At 24.0% G+C, this 16155-nt stretch carries 16 protein-coding genes and 3 tRNA genes; 9 read left to right on the forward strand and 10 right to left on the reverse strand.

The features are described 5' to 3' along the window. Window positions 1-16: 16 nt before the first annotated feature. Genes DD681_RS01345 through flgB form a run of 3 tightly spaced genes read right to left on the reverse strand, consistent with a single transcriptional unit; the run spans window position 17 to window position 1524 of the window. The gene (locus tag DD681_RS01345) at window positions 17-694 is read right to left on the reverse strand and encodes a flagellar hook assembly protein FlgD (protein WP_158341226.1); all 678 of its coding nucleotides are present in this window, start codon (window positions 692-694) and stop codon (window positions 17-19) included. Window positions 695-699: 5 nt separating this feature from the next. Continuing rightward, entirely contained in the window at window positions 700-1110 is a 411-nt protein-coding gene (gene flgC / locus DD681_RS01350) for a flagellar basal body rod protein FlgC (protein WP_158341227.1), read from the reverse strand. 3 nt (window positions 1111-1113) lie between these two features. Further along, complete coding sequence (flgB, locus tag DD681_RS01355) at window positions 1114-1524, reverse strand: flagellar basal body rod protein FlgB (RefSeq protein WP_158341228.1); 411 nt, start codon at window positions 1522-1524, stop codon at window positions 1114-1116. Window positions 1525-1781: 257 nt separating this feature from the next. On the opposite strand from flgB, the gene flgA reads away from it, so the two are divergent. Together flgA and DD681_RS01365 are read left to right on the forward strand one after the other, a co-directional pair. After that, window positions 1782-2447 (forward strand): flagellar basal body P-ring formation chaperone FlgA, encoded by a 666-nt coding sequence (gene flgA / locus DD681_RS01360; protein ID WP_158341229.1) that lies wholly within the window; start codon window positions 1782-1784, stop codon window positions 2445-2447. Between the two features lie 82 nt (window positions 2448-2529). Next, the gene (locus DD681_RS01365; protein ID WP_158341230.1) at window positions 2530-2928 is read left to right on the forward strand and encodes a flagellar biosynthesis protein FlgN; all 399 of its coding nucleotides are present in this window, start codon (window positions 2530-2532) and stop codon (window positions 2926-2928) included. A 30-nt stretch (window positions 2929-2958) separates the two neighbouring features. Here the strand turns inward: DD681_RS01365 and pyrC are convergent, their stop codons facing one another. Next, window positions 2959-4032 (reverse strand): dihydroorotase, encoded by a 1074-nt coding sequence (gene pyrC, locus DD681_RS01370; RefSeq protein WP_158341231.1) that lies wholly within the window; start codon window positions 4030-4032, stop codon window positions 2959-2961. A gap of 139 nt (window positions 4033-4171) precedes the next feature. Here pyrC and murJ point away from each other — a divergent pair, with 139 nt between their 5' ends. Both murJ and DD681_RS01380 read left to right on the forward strand, forming a co-directional pair. After that, complete coding sequence (gene murJ / locus DD681_RS01375; RefSeq protein ID WP_158341232.1) at window positions 4172-5728, forward strand: murein biosynthesis integral membrane protein MurJ; 1557 nt, start codon at window positions 4172-4174, stop codon at window positions 5726-5728. Between the two features lie 162 nt (window positions 5729-5890). Next, complete coding sequence (locus DD681_RS01380; RefSeq protein ID WP_158341233.1) at window positions 5891-6934, forward strand: OmpA family protein; 1044 nt, start codon at window positions 5891-5893, stop codon at window positions 6932-6934. A 65-nt stretch (window positions 6935-6999) separates the two neighbouring features. Here DD681_RS01380 and DD681_RS01385 read toward each other — a convergent pair. After that, window positions 7000-7084: transfer RNA gene (locus DD681_RS01385), tRNA-Ser, on the reverse strand. Window positions 7085-7278: 194 nt separating this feature from the next. On the opposite strand from DD681_RS01385, the gene DD681_RS01390 reads away from it, so the two are divergent. Next, window positions 7279-7349: transfer RNA gene (locus DD681_RS01390), tRNA-Cys, on the forward strand. A 16-nt stretch (window positions 7350-7365) separates the two neighbouring features. Further along, a tRNA-Leu gene (locus DD681_RS01395) sits at window positions 7366-7450 on the forward strand. 8 nt (window positions 7451-7458) lie between these two features. Here the strand turns inward: DD681_RS01395 and rsmC are convergent. Beyond that, on the reverse strand, window positions 7459-8466 hold the full coding sequence (rsmC, locus tag DD681_RS01400) for a 16S rRNA (guanine(1207)-N(2))-methyltransferase RsmC (RefSeq protein WP_158341234.1): 1008 nt from the start codon (window positions 8464-8466) through the stop codon (window positions 7459-7461). Between the two features lie 251 nt (window positions 8467-8717). On the opposite strand from rsmC, the gene minC reads away from it, so the two are divergent. From minC to minE, 3 genes are read left to right on the forward strand one after another with little or no spacing between them, the layout of a single operon-like run. Continuing rightward, window positions 8718-9422: a septum site-determining protein MinC gene (gene minC / locus DD681_RS01405; protein ID WP_158341235.1), complete on the forward strand. Its 705-nt coding sequence runs from the start codon at window positions 8718-8720 to the stop codon at window positions 9420-9422. 25 nt (window positions 9423-9447) lie between these two features. Further along, entirely contained in the window at window positions 9448-10260 is an 813-nt protein-coding gene (gene minD / locus DD681_RS01410; protein WP_158341236.1) for a septum site-determining protein MinD, read from the forward strand. Between the two features lie 2 nt (window positions 10261-10262). Further along, window positions 10263-10517 carry a cell division topological specificity factor MinE gene (minE, locus tag DD681_RS01415; protein ID WP_158341237.1) on the forward strand — a complete coding sequence of 85 codons (255 nt, stop codon included), beginning with the start codon at window positions 10263-10265 and terminating at the stop codon, window positions 10515-10517. A 124-nt stretch (window positions 10518-10641) separates the two neighbouring features. Here the strand turns inward: minE and tsaB are convergent, their stop codons facing one another. From tsaB to zwf, 4 genes are all read right to left on the reverse strand, one after another. Beyond that, on the reverse strand, window positions 10642-11310 hold the full coding sequence (gene tsaB / locus DD681_RS01420; RefSeq protein WP_158341238.1) for a tRNA (adenosine(37)-N6)-threonylcarbamoyltransferase complex dimerization subunit type 1 TsaB: 669 nt from the start codon (window positions 11308-11310) through the stop codon (window positions 10642-10644). A gap of 51 nt (window positions 11311-11361) precedes the next feature. Further along, window positions 11362-12921 (reverse strand): TerC family protein, encoded by a 1560-nt coding sequence (locus DD681_RS01425; RefSeq protein WP_158341239.1) that lies wholly within the window; start codon window positions 12919-12921, stop codon window positions 11362-11364. 455 nt (window positions 12922-13376) lie between these two features. Continuing rightward, on the reverse strand, window positions 13377-14252 hold the full coding sequence (gene htpX / locus DD681_RS01430) for a protease HtpX (protein WP_158341240.1): 876 nt from the start codon (window positions 14250-14252) through the stop codon (window positions 13377-13379). A gap of 176 nt (window positions 14253-14428) precedes the next feature. Continuing rightward, window positions 14429-15910: a glucose-6-phosphate dehydrogenase gene (zwf, locus tag DD681_RS01435; protein WP_158341241.1), complete on the reverse strand. Its 1482-nt coding sequence runs from the start codon at window positions 15908-15910 to the stop codon at window positions 14429-14431. Between the last annotated feature and the right edge of the window lie 245 nt (window positions 15911-16155).

A 16155-nucleotide genomic window follows, 5' to 3' on the forward strand; every position in this document is an offset into this window, starting at 1 on the left:
TTTATTTAATTTATTTTTATTCTAAAATAGCACGAATTTGTGAAAGTTTTGTAGTTCCCATAGCACCTAAGTCAATAATAGGATCTCCAGAAGAAGTAATGATACTATTAACTAAAGCTGCGGTTAAAACTTGCGCAGGAACGTTTTTAGAAGCATTCATAGCAGTTACAGTAACATTATATTTTCCGGTTTCTGCGCTTTTTTTATTTAAATCCGTACCATCCCAAACAAATTTATATGTACCAGGTGTTAAATTTTTTATTTCTTTTGTATGTACAACATTTTTATTTTCATCTGTAATTTTTATCACTACTGAGTCTGCGTTTCCAAACAATTCTATACCAAACGGTGTATTAATGTCTTTTGTATGTATTATTTCTGGACGAGGTATCATTACATGATGTTTGATTAAAGAAGATACTTGAATATTTTGATTTTGATGAATTTTATACGAAAAATTTCCAACAGTATTATTTAATTTTTCAATTCCACTAGCTGTATTAATTTGAGCTAATTGTGAAGTAAGTTCGCTATTTTTTATAGGATCTGTTGGATCTTGATTTTTAATTTGAGCAACTAGTAAACTTAAGAAATTTTTTTGTAAATTCAATGCATTATAATTATCTTCTGAGGTATTAGTATTGTTTTCAAAAATATTATTGTTTATAGCAGGATTAATATTAATATCACTCATATTTTTTATTCTCCGATAGATAATGTTTTCATTATCATTGATTTTGCTGTTTTTACCACTTCAATATTAGCTTGATAATTTCTAGAGGCTGTAATGTGATTTACCATTTCTGTAATTGGATTAACATTAGATTTTAAAATGTATCCTTTTTTATTGGATAAAGGATTATCTGGATCGTATACAATTTGGGTGGGTTGAGGATTGTTTATTATAGAAGCAACTTTTACACCTCCTACCATAGAATTTTTTACAGGATTGAATTTGAAAATTACTTGTTTTGCAAGATATGGATAAAATTTTCCATTTTTTTCTACGACGCTATCTATATTAGCTAAATTGCTTGCAATAACATTTATTTTTTCTGATTGAGCCTGCATTGCTGAACCGGCTATTTCCAATATATTAAATAAAGACATTTTTTATCCTTTTAGTACGCGCATCATATTTTTGATTTCGTTTTTGAGATATATTATTTGTTCTTCATATTTTAAAGAGTTTTTTATAAATTCAATTCTTTCTCGATTCATATCAACTGTATTGCCATTTGAGTTTATTTTTTTAGTATTTATAGGTTCAATTTTTAATTCTAATTTATTATCAATTTTAGAATCTAAATGATCAGGAGAAGTTTTTTTTAATGTAATTTTATGAATTTTTGTTTTTCTTTTTTTAAGTATTTTATTAATTTCATTTCTAAAATTAATATCTACTGCTTTATAGTTTGGTGTATCAGCATTAGCTATGTTTGATGAAATAATTTCTTGTTTTTTAGAAAAAATATTCAATAGACTTTGATTAAAGTCAAATAGTTTATTTATTTGGTTAAACATTTTTAATATCTACCATATTATAAATTGTTGTTTTTTTAATATAGATTCGATTAAATTATTTTAATTATATTACAATATTATTAATATTTTAATTATTTGCATAAATAATGTATTTTTTAATTACATTATATATCTCTTAATTAATATACTTTTAATTATATTATATCTTTATTTCAGGTTGTATCAATATACAACTATTAAAAATGTACTTTTTAAAAAAATTATAAAATCTGATATTAATTTTTATAGGAATAAAAATGAAATTAATAAAATTTTTTTTATTTATATTTTTTTTATTTTTTAAGTGTTTTTCGTTAGTTTATGCAAGTGATTTAACGAATCAGTTAATTCATTTCTTTCATAAAGAATATCATATTGAAGAAAAAAGTATAAAAATACTAACATATATACCGTTTAAGAAAAATCAATTTTGTAAAAATCCTATTTTTTCCTTAATGGACAATGTTCATCGTTTTGGTTGGATTAATTTGGTGTTTATTTGTGGTTCTGAAAATAAATATTTAAAAGTTAAATTGCAAGTTAAAGGAAAATATGTCATAGCAAATAAAAAGATTATTCGTGGAACTAAAATAAAAGAGTCTGATTTAAAAATAAAGATGGGTTTTTTAGACGCTTTGCCGAATGGTACTTATTTTAATATAAAGGATGCAATTAATAGAGTAAATAATCGTGATATTTTCCCATTTCAACCAATTACCTCATTTATAACTCATCCTTTGTGGTTAATTAAAGCAAATCAACAAGTAACTATTCGTATTAGTGGATTAAATTTTGAAATTATTTCTATAGGAAAAGCTTTAGATAACGGATCTAATAGAGAAATAATACGTGTTCGAATGAATAATGGAAAAGTCATTAAAGGGATAGTTGATTCAAATCGTGAGGTAATAATTATATCTTAGTAAAAATATATTTTTTTAAAATAGTAAAAATTCTTTAGTTATATAAATTTTATTTTAAGTAAAATAAACAATGAGAAATAAAATGAAAAATTTATTGGTAAATTTAAGAATAATAAAAAATACGTTAATAATATTAGAAAATTTAATTAACAAAGAGTATATATGCTTGTTAGAATCTGAAACTGACATAAAAAAATTAAATTTAATCACAGAAGAAAAACATTTTTATTTAAAAAAATTTATTTATTTAAAAAAAAAACAATCTTCATTGGAAGAAAAATATAATATTTCCCCACCTTATTTAAAATTTTTTAAAATGAATAATTACTGGAATTGGATTTTTAAAAAATCTTTATTTTTAAACAAAATAAATTTAAAAAATAAGATTCTTTTAAATCAAAAATTCTATTTAAATCAGCGTTTTCTAAATATCTTAAAATCGCATAGAGAGAATCTTACTTTTGGTATTTCGGAAATTTAGAAAGTTAAATTTATATATCTTATAAAAAATTTATTTTTCTTTTTTAAAACTTTCTTCATTAGTTTCAAGAGACCAATTTAAAGTTTTTCCCGCTAAAAAAGGTATTATTTTATTATTTCCTATATTAATTTGATTTAAATTTTTATAGGGTTTTTTTACTAAAGTAATGGTTTCTTGATTTATCGGTATATTATAAAAATTAGGACCATTTTCAGAACAAAAAGATTGAAAATTTTTTAAAGCGTTCATTTCTTCAAAAATAGTTATATAACATAGTAGTGAAACAGGAGCATTAAATATTCCTGCGCATCCATTGCTAATTTTTTTTTGATAGAAATGAGGCGCTGTATCACTGCCTAAAAAAAAGTTTTTTTTTCCATTTGATATAGCTTTTTTTAAAGCTATTTGATGTATATTTCTTTTTAATACAGGAAGGCAATAAAGATTTGGTTGAATACCTTTTATAAACATATCATTTCTATTACACATTAGATGATGTGGAGTAATAGTAGCAGAGAGATATAAAGAATTATGCTCTTCTACGTATGATACTGCTTCTTTGGTGGTAATATGCTCTAATGTTATTTTTAATTCTGGAAATTTTTTGCGTATTAAAATTAAAGTATCATCAATAAATTTTTTTTCTCTATCGTATATATCAATATTATTATCTATTTTTTCTCCATGGATTAGTAATGGCATTTTTATTTTTTCCATGAGTTCTAAAATATGATAAATTTCATTAATATTTTTTATTCCTTCTAAAGAATTAGTTGTAGCTCCATAAGGATATAACTTAGCTCCTATGAATATTTTTTTAGAAAAACCTATTTGTAAATCTTTTAAAGAAGTATTTTTAGTTAAATAGCAAACCATTAGTGGTTCAAAATTGCTGTCTAATTTTCTAGCATTTAAAATTCTTTTTTGATATGCAATTGACTTGGTGCAATTAGTAACAGGATTTTCAAGATTAGGCATTATTATAGCTCTTTTGTAGTATTTTTCAGTATATTGAATTACTTTTTTTAAAGTTTCTTTATCTCTTAAATGAACATGCCAATCATCAGGTTTTATAATAGTAATTTTTTTTATTTTTTTAAGCATTTTAGTGTTTTAATTTATACTTTAATATAGTGAATTTTAAAAATATTTTTAATATATAACATTTAAATATTATACTTTTTTTACGTAAAATATTTATGAATCAGTGATATAATATTTTAACCTAATAATTTAATTGTAAATGAATATTCTAAAGTCTTTACTATCATTAAGCATTATAACATTAACATCTCGTATTTTAGGTTTTATACGTGATCTTATGATTGCGCATATATTTGGCGCCTCAATTTTTACTGATGCTTTTTTTTTAGCTTTTAAAATTCCTAACTTATTACGTCAGTTTTTTTCTGAAGGAATTTTTTATCAATCATTTGTCCCTATTTTAATAGATTATAAAGTGAAAAAAAGAGAAATTGATATACAGAATCTTATTGCATCTATTTCTGGTTTTATCATTTTTGTTTTATTTATTATAACAATATTCGGAATAATTTTTTCTTGTTTTTTAATTTCACTAAATGCTCCAGGATTTTTTAAATCACCAGAAAAATTAAAATTATCTTGTGTTTTATTAAAAATTATGTTTCCTTACGTTTTGCTTGTATCTTTATCGTCTTTATATTCTTCAATATTAAATAGTTGGAATTATTTTTCTATTCCTGCAATTTCTTCAATTTTATTAAATGCTAGTATTATTATATTTTCATTTTTTTTTCATTCATATTTTCACCCTTCTGTTATTATATTGGCTTGGTCAGTTATTATAGGTGGTTTTTTTCAACTATTTTACCAATTTCCGCATTTATATAAAATAAATATGTTAGTCATTCCTAAGATTAATTTTAGAAATACTGATCTTTTAAAATTTTTAAAAAAAATCGGTCCTTCTTTTTTGGGAGTTATAGCAAATCAAGTTTCTCTAGTTTGTAATACTATTTTCAGTTCTTTATTGATTTCTGGTTCAATATCCTGGATGTATTATGCCGATCGATTAATTGAATTTCCTATAGGAATGCTAGGTACTTCTTTAGGCACTATTTTATTTACATATTTATCTAAAAGTCGTTCAAAAGGTATTAAATTAGAACAAAAAAGATTGTTAATTTGGGGATTTCGTTTAAGTTTAATTTTATCGATACCAAGTTCTGTTGTTTTATTTATTTTAGCTAAACCATTAATTATTGTTTTATTTAAATATGGTAAATTTACAGACTTTGATGTTTTGATGATTGCAAAAGCATTAAAATTATATTCTTTTGGATTAGTTTCATTTATTTTAGTAAAAATTTTAATTTCTATTTTTTATGCATATCAAGAAATTAATATTCCAATGCGAATTTCTATTATAATTTCGTTACTTACGCAATTAATAAATCCTTTTTTAATCTTTTATTTTCAACATGCAGGACTTGCTTTATCTTTTAGTATATCAGGATGGATAAGTTTTTTTTTACTTTATAGAAAATTATCTCAAAAAAATATATTTTTTTTTAAATTTAACGATTTTATATTTTTTTGTCGTTTATTATTTGCAACATTTATAATGATAATTTCTATAAATATTATGTTATATTTTGTTCCAGCATGGGATATTGGTTCTATTTTTGATAAAATAAAACGTTTATTCAGTATATTATTTATTTCTGGAGCAGTATATTTAATCTCTTTATACAGTATGGGAATATATTTATTAGATTATTCCAATATTTCTTCTGTACATAATAATACTAAAAGATAGTGCTAAAAAAAATTTTATTTTTTTTGAAAGTAAATATAAATATTATAAAAACTAAATGAACTGATATATATTATTCATTTAATATTTATTATATAATAAATATTGTTTTATTTTTTAGTATAAATTAAATAATATTTTAATCTATTTAAAACGGAGTTTTTGATGAAAAAGAAAGTTTTTACTGTTTTTTTATTGCTAACTAGTTTAATTAGCAATGTTCAAGCGAAAGATAAAGATGATGATGGATGGTATTTTGGTACAAAAACAGGATGGTCGACTTTTAATCTCTTAACTTATAATAATAGTAATAATTCTATCACTAAAGAAGCTAAAGATAACAATGCAAATGCTCCTGTTTTTGGATTGTTTTTAGGTTACGATTTTAATCCATATATTGGTTTAGAGATAGAAAATGATACAACTGGTTTTGTGCCTCATTTCTTATTTCAAAATAATAAAAAAAATATTCATGCTAATAGTTTGCAAATATCTACAAAAATGTCATATCCAATAACAAATGATTTTAAAATTTATACCCGTTTAGGAAGTATGATGTTTTGGGATAACTTATCTTCTAAGGAAGATTTAAAAAATATTTTTACTAAAAAAAGTTCTTTGTTTCCTAATTTATCTTTAGGGGCGGAATATATTATAAATGATAAATTTATTACTAGACTAGATTACACTTGGAAGACTAGTATTGATAATATTATAAATTTATCAATGAAACCTTCTTTGGGTGATACAATGTTATCATTGGGATGGAAGTTTGGAGCATCTAATATTAATGATATGTTTGCATCATATATTCCAGAAGCATTAAATAAACAATATGTTGCATTAAATGAAAATATTAATTTTCCATTTAATAGTACGGAAATAAAACCTGTAGCTTATGATAAGCTAAAAAAAATAGATAATGAAATAAAAAATATAAAATCAAAAAATATTTATATTATGCTTTCAGGCCATTCGGATCGAATAGGAAATAAAGAATATAATCAAAGATTATCTGAAGATCGTGCATATAGCATTAAAAATTATTTTACTTCGCATGGAATTTCTAATGATAAGATAACTGTTCAAGGTATGGGTAATGGTTATCCTTTAACTGATCAAGTATGTAAAGACATAGAAAACAGATCTTTACTAATTAGTTGCTTAGCACCTGATCGTCGTGTAGAGATTGAAGTTTTAGCAGATTAATAATATTTTAATATAGTTAAAAAAATAATATTTAAATATTTTGTTGTTTATTCATTTTAATTTTTCGGAGAGAGAGAGATTCGAACTCTCGGACGATTTCTCATCGGCGGTTTTCAAGACCGCTGCCTTAAACCACTCGGCCACCTCTCCAGAATTTAAAATAACATAATTTTATTTAATTATATAAAATATTTTACAATTCTAAATCATTACATTACTAAATGTAAAGAAAATTTTTTATTATATCATTTAAATTTTATTAGATTATTTTAATTTAAATATTTTAATAAAAATTTTATTTGTAATTTTATTTTTTTTTTTCTATAATGTACTATAAAGATTAAGGCGTGTTGACAGATTGGCTATGTAGCGGATTGCAAATCCGTATAACCCGGTTCGATTCCGGGATACGCCTAAAAAAATATTTTAAAGCCCGGATGGTGAAATTGGTAAACACAAGGGACTTAAAATCCCTCGGCTTTTAAAGCTTTGCGGGTTCAAGTCCCGCTCCGGGTAAAAAAAAATTATAAATTAGCTTGATAAACTTTATATTTATTTGTTCTACTTATGATAGAATACTTTTTAAAAAACTTTTTTAAATAAAAATCATAGTTTAAACAACTATTCGTGACAAATCTCAGTTCACCTTTTTTTTCTAAATAGTACACAGATTGAGTAATAATTTTTTTTGTTATATTAAAATCTTTTTTTAAATCGTTATGCAGTGGTGGATTAGAAATAATTATGTTAAATTTTTTAAAAATATTTGAATAAAGATCACTTAATATGATATTGGCACTTAATTGATTATATTTAAGCGTTTCTTTACTTGATATTAAAGCAGATTCTTTATTATCTGTCATTGTTAAATAAGAATTAATTGAATTTTTTAATATAGATACTGATAACACTCCTGATCCGCATCCCATATCTAGTATTTTACCATAAATTTTTTTAGAAAAAGTAGATGCAAGTAATTTACTCCCTTCATCTATTTTTTTATATCCAAAAACTCCTGGTAATGATTTTATAACTAAATTTTTCCAAACATGTGTGTTAAAAAAATCCTCTAATTTGAATTTTGGTTTTTTTAAAAGAACGCCCGAAAATAAAATAGAATGCTTCGCATTTTCTACCTTTTTTAAATTAATCCATTTTTTTAATATTTCTCCTGCACTTTTAATACCACTTGATTTTTTACCTATAATAAAAATTTTACTTCCAATTTTAAAAAATGATAGCAAATGAAATAATTGAAATCTTGCTTCATTTTTATTTTTAGGCCAATAATAAATCAATACCTCATATTCTTTAATAATTTTTTGAGAAATTAATAAATTTTTATATAAATGAATAATTTTTACTTTATTTGTATTTAGTTTTTTTTGATATGTCTGAAAATATATTATTTTTTTTGAAGCTAACAAATATTCAGGCAATTGATCTTGTATATTACCTGAAAAGAAAATTTTTTTTTCTTTTAGAATATCTTTATGACGTAGTATCAGTTGACTATCTTGAGAAAATAACAAAATTTTATTTTTCCTTATAAATTTATGTATTTTAATTTAGAGTTAAATAAAATTTTTTTAAAAAAATACATGTACTATAATATAGATAAATTAATTAAGTATTTATTATTTTTTTAAATAAAAATTGAATATTGTTATCATATAATATTTATATTATAATTTAAAGATACACTCATAAATACCAATTTATATTTAATAAATTAGAATTTATATTTTATGTGCATATAAGTAAATATTATTGAGCAATATATATGCAAAAAATTCCTATTGAAATAAAAGGTAGTAATTTTACCTTGCTAGTATTATATCTAAATACTGATAATATAGATTTAATTAATGCTGCTTTATATAAAAAAATTCAAGAATTTCCTCAATTTTTTAAAAATGCTCCTATTATTGTTAATGTATCTAGTGTATTAAGTGAAACAAAATGGAAAAAAATACAAAAAATTATTATTAAATATAATTTATTTATTGTAGGCGTAAGCGGCTGTAAAAATACTGGATTAAAAAAAGTTATTATTGATTCAGGTTTACCTGTTTTATCAGAATTTGAAAAAGAGCATATGCATCAAGATGCAAATGTTTTTTATAAAAATTATATTTCTAAAAAAATAAAAAAAGAAAAAAAAACTCATATTGTTAATAAACCTGTTCGTTCAGGACAAAAAATTTATGCTAAACATTCTGATTTAATAGTAATAAATAATGTAAGCGCTGGTGCAGAAATTGTTGCCGATGGAAATGTTCATATTTATGGATCAGTGCGTGGAAGAGTACTTGCAGGCGCTAATGGAGATATAACTAGTCAAATATTTTGTAGTGCATTATTTGCTGAATTGATATCAGTATCTGGGGAATATTGGTTATCGGATCAAATACCTTCAAAATTTATTGGTCAAGCAACTCAAATTTACTTAAAGAATAAGTTATTAACTATTAGTTTTCTCAATTAGATTTTGTTTTAGGAACAGTTATATTATGGCACGGATTATTGTAATTACTTCAGGGAAGGGAGGCGTAGGAAAAACCACTTCAAGTGCTGCTATTGCAACTGGTTTAGCGAAAAAAGGAAAAAAGACGGTTGTTATAGATTTTGATATAGGATTAAGAAATTTAGATCTTATTATGGGATGCGAGCGTAGAGTAGTGTATGATTTTGTTAATGTTATCCAAGGAGATGCAAAAATTAATCAGGCTTTAATTAAAGACAAAAACACACAAAATTTATTTATTCTTCCGGCTTCACAAACTAGAGATAAAGATGCTCTAACTTTATTAGGTGTAGAAAAAGTACTAAATGAATTAATAAATATGGAATTTGATTTTATTATTTGTGATTCTCCCGCTGGCATTGAAAAAGGTGCTTTTTTGTCAATATATTTTGCAGATGAAGCTATTGTTACTACCAATCCGGAAGTATCTTCTGTTCGAGATTCCGATCGAATTCTGGGTATTATATCTTCTAAATCACGACGTTCTGAAAAAAATATGCCTCCTATAAAAGAATATCTTTTATTAACACGTTATAATCCTACGCGCGTTAAAAATGGAGAAATGTTAAGCATGAAAGATGTTTTAGATATCCTTCGAATACCAATTATTGGTGTAATTCCTGAAGACTTTTCTGTTTTGCGAGCTTCTAATCAAGGTGAATCAATAATTTTAGATACATCTTCTAATGCTGGATGTGCTTATTGTGATACAGTTGATAGACTGTTGGGTAAAAATCATAAATTTCGTTTTATTCAAGAAGAAAAAAAAAGTTTTTTACAACGTTTATTCGGGAGATAGAGATGGCTTTATTAGATTTTTTTTTATCCCGGAGTAAAAGTACTACTGCTAATGTAGCAAAAAAAAGATTGCAAATTATTGTTGCAGAACAAAGAAAATTTAAAAACGAACCAGATTATTTTCCGCAATTAAAACGTGAAATACTTTCGGTAATTTGTAAATATGTTAATACAGACCCTAATTCTATTACAATACAGTTAGAACATAAAAATGAAGATATTTCTATATTAGAATTGAATATAATCTTGCCTGATTAACATTTGACATTTTATAAAAAATAAATTTTTTAATATATTTGTTATATTTTTTAAAGAGAATATTAATTTAATATAATCAATACTGAAGTATATTAAATATTTCAGTATTGACTTTAATTTTATATTATTTTTTTGTGAATAAATTATCTAAATATTTAATATTGAATTGGTTGTAATTCATAAACTTTTTTAAATTAATATTTAATAATGCTAAAGGAATAATATCTTTTGCATGAGGAAAAAAAATATCTTTTTGATCAAATATTTTTTTTTTGTACGGGATGTGATTCCAACTATTTCCTACTAATGTCCAATTTTTATGAAGATTGTTTATCTTATTTGATATTTGATTTTCTCTCAATAAGGATTCTGTTTTTTCTCCTATCCACAATGATTTACTATTTTTAATATATTTTGCATAATAAAATTTGTTTATCTGAGCATTCATTACTACTAATACTTTTTTTGCTTTGTATTTACGCCAGGCTTGTTCTGCTAGAATGGAAAAAGTAGATATTCCTAAAATAGGTATGTTTAAAGCGCAAGATAGTCCTTGAGATATTCCAGTAGCAATACGTATTCCAGTAAAATTTCCTGGTCCTTGTGAAAAAGCAATATAATTAATTTCTTGTAATTTTGTATTAGAAATTTTTAATATTTTATAAATTATTGGTAATATTTTTACAGTGTGTTTTTTTTCGCATTTTGTTAAAAATGAATAAATTTTTTTTTTATATATAGCAACAGAACAGTAATTCATAGAGCATTCAATTGCTAAAATTATATTAGACATGTTTATCTCAAAATATATTTTTGACGCAAATAAGATTTTTAAATAAAAAATTTAATTATTTTTTATTTTTTTAATCCTGACCAAATCAATGCGATATTCTGTAGCTTTAACGATATGAAAACTAAAAGAATTAATTTTTATAATATCTCCAGGCAAAGGTAATTGACCTTTTTCTGCAATCAATAAGCCTCCTAGAGAAGCGCAATCACTTTTTTTAATTAATTCTTCAGTATTAAATAATTGTTGCAATGAATGTAAATCTGTTTCGCCTTTAACCAGCCAGCTATTATGTTCTTTAATTATATCCGGGGTTTCATCTGCGTCTGGAAATTCTCCTGCAATAGCTTCTAGAACATCTAATGGAGTAATTAAACCTTGTACTACACCAAATTCATTACTTACAATAACAAAGCTACCTTGAGCGCGACGAAGAACGCCGAGTAAATTAATAGAATCTAAAGTATCAGGTATAATAATTGGTGGTATTTTAGAAGAAAACTGATAAACATCAATATTATTTTCGATAGCTACTAATAATTCTTTAGCTCTTACAATGCCTATTATTTCATCTAATTCGCCCTTGCAAACTGGGAATAAACTGTGTGGGGTATCCAACAATTGCATGCGAATTTCGTTTTTATTTTTTTCTATATTTACCCAAGATATGTTGCTTCGAGGAGTCATGATGCTTTTAATCGATCGGCCAGCTAAATTAAGAACGCTATTAATCATATATTTTTCTTCATCTTTAAAAGTTTCTGTTTCTAATGACAAAGTTGATGTTTTTCGTTCGTAAATTTCTTTATTGTTTTTTTCTTTTATAGTCTTATCTTTTTCTTTTACCATAAGTCGTAAAATGGCTTCAGCTACTCTTTGTCGCATAGGTTTTCTAGATTGATTTTTCATAAAATTATGGCGTGCTATTTGATTAAAAATTTCAATTAAAATAGAGAAACCAATAGCCGCATATAAATATCCCTTGGGAATATAAAACCTCAATGCTTCTGCAACTAAACTAAAACCAATCATTAACAAAAAACTAAGACATAAAACAACTACAGTTTGGTGTAAATTAATAAATTTTGTTAATTTTTTAGATGTTAATAACATTAATATCGTTGCTAATATTACAGCAATCATCATGATTGATAATTGATTAATTATTCCAACCGCTGTAATAATTGCATCTAAAGAAAAAACTGCGTCTAATATAACAATTTGAATCACTACAGGCCAAAAACTAGCATAGTTTTTATTTCCTAAATTTTCATGATCTTTACTTTCTAATCTTTCGCGAAGTTCAATCGTGGCTTTAAATAATAAAAATAAACCGCCGATTAGTAAAATCAAATCACGTATTGACAGAGAAAAAAAATAATTTTCAATAATAGGTGTAGTTAACGTGACAACCCAAGATATTAATGTTAATAATGCTAATCGCATCAGTAATGCTAGCCCTAAGCCAATTAAGCGAGCTTTATCTCTTTCACCAGGAGGTAATTTTTCTGATAAAATTGCTACGAAAACTAAATTATCAATTCCTAAAACTACTTCTAAAACAATCAGCGTTAATAAGCCGGCCCAGGTTGACGGGTCTAAAAAAAACTCCATCAGAAAACTCCATAAAAAATAGGACAGCATAGTATTGAATTTATTCAAGATAAAAGTTAATCTTGTATATGTAATTTTTTGTATCAAAGAAGATTATAAAAAATAGTTCAGATAAAAACAGATTATATATTTATATATATTTAATGAATAGATTTTACGAGAATTCACATATGAAATTAGAATTTTATTAAAAAAAATTTACTTTATTGTTTTTTTATTCTAACATAAAAAATATTTGAAATAAATTTTATATTAAAGTTATTTAAGGTACAATATATTACTTTTTTAATAAATAGATATTTAGTAATTTTTCAACAAAAATTTTAATATTTTTATAAATTATAAGCATTTTTTAATTAAAAAACAAGTTTAAAATTATTAAGATTAAGTAATTAATTTTAAAAATTTTTTCTCTTAATAGACGTGATTTTCTATTAAGAGAATTATTTTTTATATTACATATATTTTTTATTTTCTAACGCCTTTATTCTCTTTTCTATTGATGGGTGCGATGCAAACCACTCTATTTTTGTTTTAGATTTTCCATTAATACAAAACGCAATAATACTGTCTGATTCTTGAGGTTCTTCTCCCTTTTTTAAACGATTTAATGCAGCAATCATTTTTTTTCGACCAACTAGTTTAGCAGAACCAGCATCTGCATAAAATTCTCTATATCTAGAGAAGGACATAGTAATTATGCTAGCAAGAAGACCAAAAAAGAATTCTAAAATTATTGATATTATAAAAAATATGAATGAATTTTTTTCATCTTCATTATTGTCTTTATTGTTTAATAAGACATTACTTAATATTTGTGAAATAATATGAGATATAAAAATTACAAATGTGTTTACTACACCTTGTATTAATGTCATTGTTATCATATCACCGTTAGCAATATGACTAATTTCGTGAGCAATTACTGCCTCTGCTTCTGAAGGAGTCATACGTTCCAACAGCTCGCTTGAAACCGCGATTAAAGCTGAATTTCGGCTAGAACCTGTTGCAAAAGCATTAATATTAAAAGAATCGTATATTGCAATTTGAGGAGTTTTAATTCCTTTTTTTTTAGATTGGTTCTTAATGGTATTAACTAACCAATGTTCTATATCATTATTAGGGCAATTAATTAATTTTCCATTAACTGAACGTAATGCAATCCATTTAGAAATAATTAAAGAAATTATGGATCCACTAAAACCAAATAAACCAGACATAATAAAACAAGCATATATACTATTAGACTGAATTCCTGTTATATAAAGAATCAGACTAAATGTTGACATAACTGCTAAGTTAGTTAGTAAAAAAAGCATAATACGTATCATGGGATATTATTTTCCTCAATAATTAGAGAAAATAGTTTTAATAAAAATAAAATTTTATTTTAAAAACAAAGATGTATTTATTCAATGCGTTTAAAATGAAAGATTAAAAATTATTTCAAGCTATCACAGTTTTCTTAATTAAGTCAAGTAAGTCAAGATAGATGAATTATTTAGATTTATTTATAATTAAATTTATTCCAAAAACGATCATCACGAGTCATTATAGAATCTAAATTTTTTGGCCCCCACGTTCCAGAAGCATATAATTGAAGATTATTTTTATTAGATATTTTCCAGTAGCTGATAATAGGATCGATCCAATTCCAAGCTTCTTCTATTTCATCTCGACATACAAATAAAGATTGTGTTCCTTTCATACTTTCTAATAATAATCTTTCATAAGCACCAACTAAATTTTTAGAATCGAGTATTTTAGAATAGTTAAATTCCATTTCATCATTTTTTAATTTATATTTTTCATTTATTCCAGGAATTTTATTTAAAAAATTTATTTTGATACTTTCATTAGGTTCTAAACGTATAATTAGTTTATTTGGCAATAAATCTTTATTGAATTTTTTGAATAAATTTTTAGGTATATCTTTAAAAACAACTACTATTTCAGAATATTTACGCGCTAAACGTTTTCCAGTTCTTAAATAAAAAGGTACTCCTGACCATTTTTTATTGATAATATTTACTTTAAGAGCGACAAAAGTTTCTGTTAAACTATCTATATTTGCTCCGTTTTCTTCTAAATAAGAAACCACTTTTTTCCCGTTTACTATACCTGATGTATATTGACCTCTAATAGATTGAATATTAATGTTTTTTTCATTTATCGGATCAAGCGCTTTTAAAATTTTTAATTTTTCACATCGAATACTTTCAGATGTTAGATCATTAGGTTGATTCATTGCAATAATAGTTAAAATTTGTAATAAATGATTTTGAACCATATCTCTTGTTTGTCCCATTTGATCAAAATAATTCCATCTATTTTCAATGCCTACTTCTTCAGACACAGTAATTTGAATATGATCAATTATTTTATGGTTCCAATTGTGAAAAAAAAATGAATTAGCAAATCGTAAGGATAATAGATTTAATATTGATTCTTTACCAAGATAATGATCAATACGAAATATTTGTGATTCCAAAAAATACTTAGCAATTTGATTATTAATTTTTTTTGATGTTTTTAAGCATGTTCCTAATGGTTTTTCTAATATTATTCTTGACGGATAAGAGTTTAAATGCGCTTTTCCTAGTCCTGTAAAAATAGCATTAAATGTACTAGGGGGGACCGCGCAGTAATAAATAGCTATATTTTTTTTTTGATTAATTATGTTCTTTAGCTCTAAGAAATATTTTTCTTTGTAAACGTCAATGTTAAAAAAAACTAAACGTAATCTTAATTTTTTCCAGATATTATCTTTCATTTTTTCGTTTAAAAAATTTTTTATTGCTTCTCGCACCATATCAATATATTTTTCCTGAGTCCAATCTGCTCGACCAGCGCCAATTATTCTTGTATCAGGATGCATTCTTTCGTATTTTTCTAATTTATACAACGCAGGTAACAGTTTTCGTTTTGCTAAATCTCCTTTAGTTCCAAAAATAATTAAGTCACATGCTTGATTAATATTTGTAATCATAATTGTCTCGTCTTAAAATATAGATATATACACAATATTTTTTTAATTTGATGAAAATAAATTTTTATATCTGTAATTTTTATAAAAATTTACATTTAGTAATATAAATTACTAATTTTTTATTTTTAAAATAATAGTGTTATTAATATTTTTTGTTATTTTTAATATAACTATTTTTTGAAATATTTTTTAATATTACTAAATAAATAGATAAATATAAATTAATATTTTATTCTCTGTTTATT

This window comes from Buchnera aphidicola (Melanaphis sacchari) (genome assembly GCF_003096055.1).
Lineage (GTDB): Bacteria > Pseudomonadota > Gammaproteobacteria > Enterobacterales > Enterobacteriaceae > Buchnera > Buchnera aphidicola_P.

Bases quoted from the DNA above. Each gene is read 5' to 3' on its own strand.
- flgA (WP_158341229.1), top strand. From the start codon at position 1,782: ATGAAATTAATAAAATTTTTTTTATTTATATTTTTTTTATTTTTTAAG.
- flgB (WP_158341228.1), bottom strand. From the start codon at position 1,524: ATGTTTAACCAAATAAATAAACTATTTGACTTTAATCAAAGTCTATTG.
- murJ (WP_158341232.1), top strand. From the start codon at position 4,172: ATGAATATTCTAAAGTCTTTACTATCATTAAGCATTATAACATTAACA.
- htpX (WP_158341240.1), bottom strand. From the start codon at position 14,252: ATGATACGTATTATGCTTTTTTTACTAACTAACTTAGCAGTTATGTCA.
- DD681_RS01345 (WP_158341226.1), bottom strand. From the start codon at position 694: ATGAGTGATATTAATATTAATCCTGCTATAAACAATAATATTTTTGAA.
- minC (WP_158341235.1), top strand. From the start codon at position 8,718: ATGCAAAAAATTCCTATTGAAATAAAAGGTAGTAATTTTACCTTGCTA.
- minE (WP_158341237.1), top strand. From the start codon at position 10,263: ATGGCTTTATTAGATTTTTTTTTATCCCGGAGTAAAAGTACTACTGCT.
- tsaB (WP_158341238.1), bottom strand. From the start codon at position 11,310: ATGTCTAATATAATTTTAGCAATTGAATGCTCTATGAATTACTGTTCT.
- DD681_RS01365 (WP_158341230.1), top strand. From the start codon at position 2,530: ATGAAAAATTTATTGGTAAATTTAAGAATAATAAAAAATACGTTAATA.
- minD (WP_158341236.1), top strand. From the start codon at position 9,448: ATGGCACGGATTATTGTAATTACTTCAGGGAAGGGAGGCGTAGGAAAA.
- zwf (WP_158341241.1), bottom strand. From the start codon at position 15,910: ATGATTACAAATATTAATCAAGCATGTGACTTAATTATTTTTGGAACT.
- flgC (WP_158341227.1), bottom strand. From the start codon at position 1,110: ATGTCTTTATTTAATATATTGGAAATAGCCGGTTCAGCAATGCAGGCT.
- DD681_RS01425 (WP_158341239.1), bottom strand. From the start codon at position 12,921: ATGGAGTTTTTTTTAGACCCGTCAACCTGGGCCGGCTTATTAACGCTG.
- DD681_RS01380 (WP_158341233.1), top strand. From the start codon at position 5,891: ATGAAAAAGAAAGTTTTTACTGTTTTTTTATTGCTAACTAGTTTAATT.
- pyrC (WP_158341231.1), bottom strand. From the start codon at position 4,032: ATGCTTAAAAAAATAAAAAAAATTACTATTATAAAACCTGATGATTGG.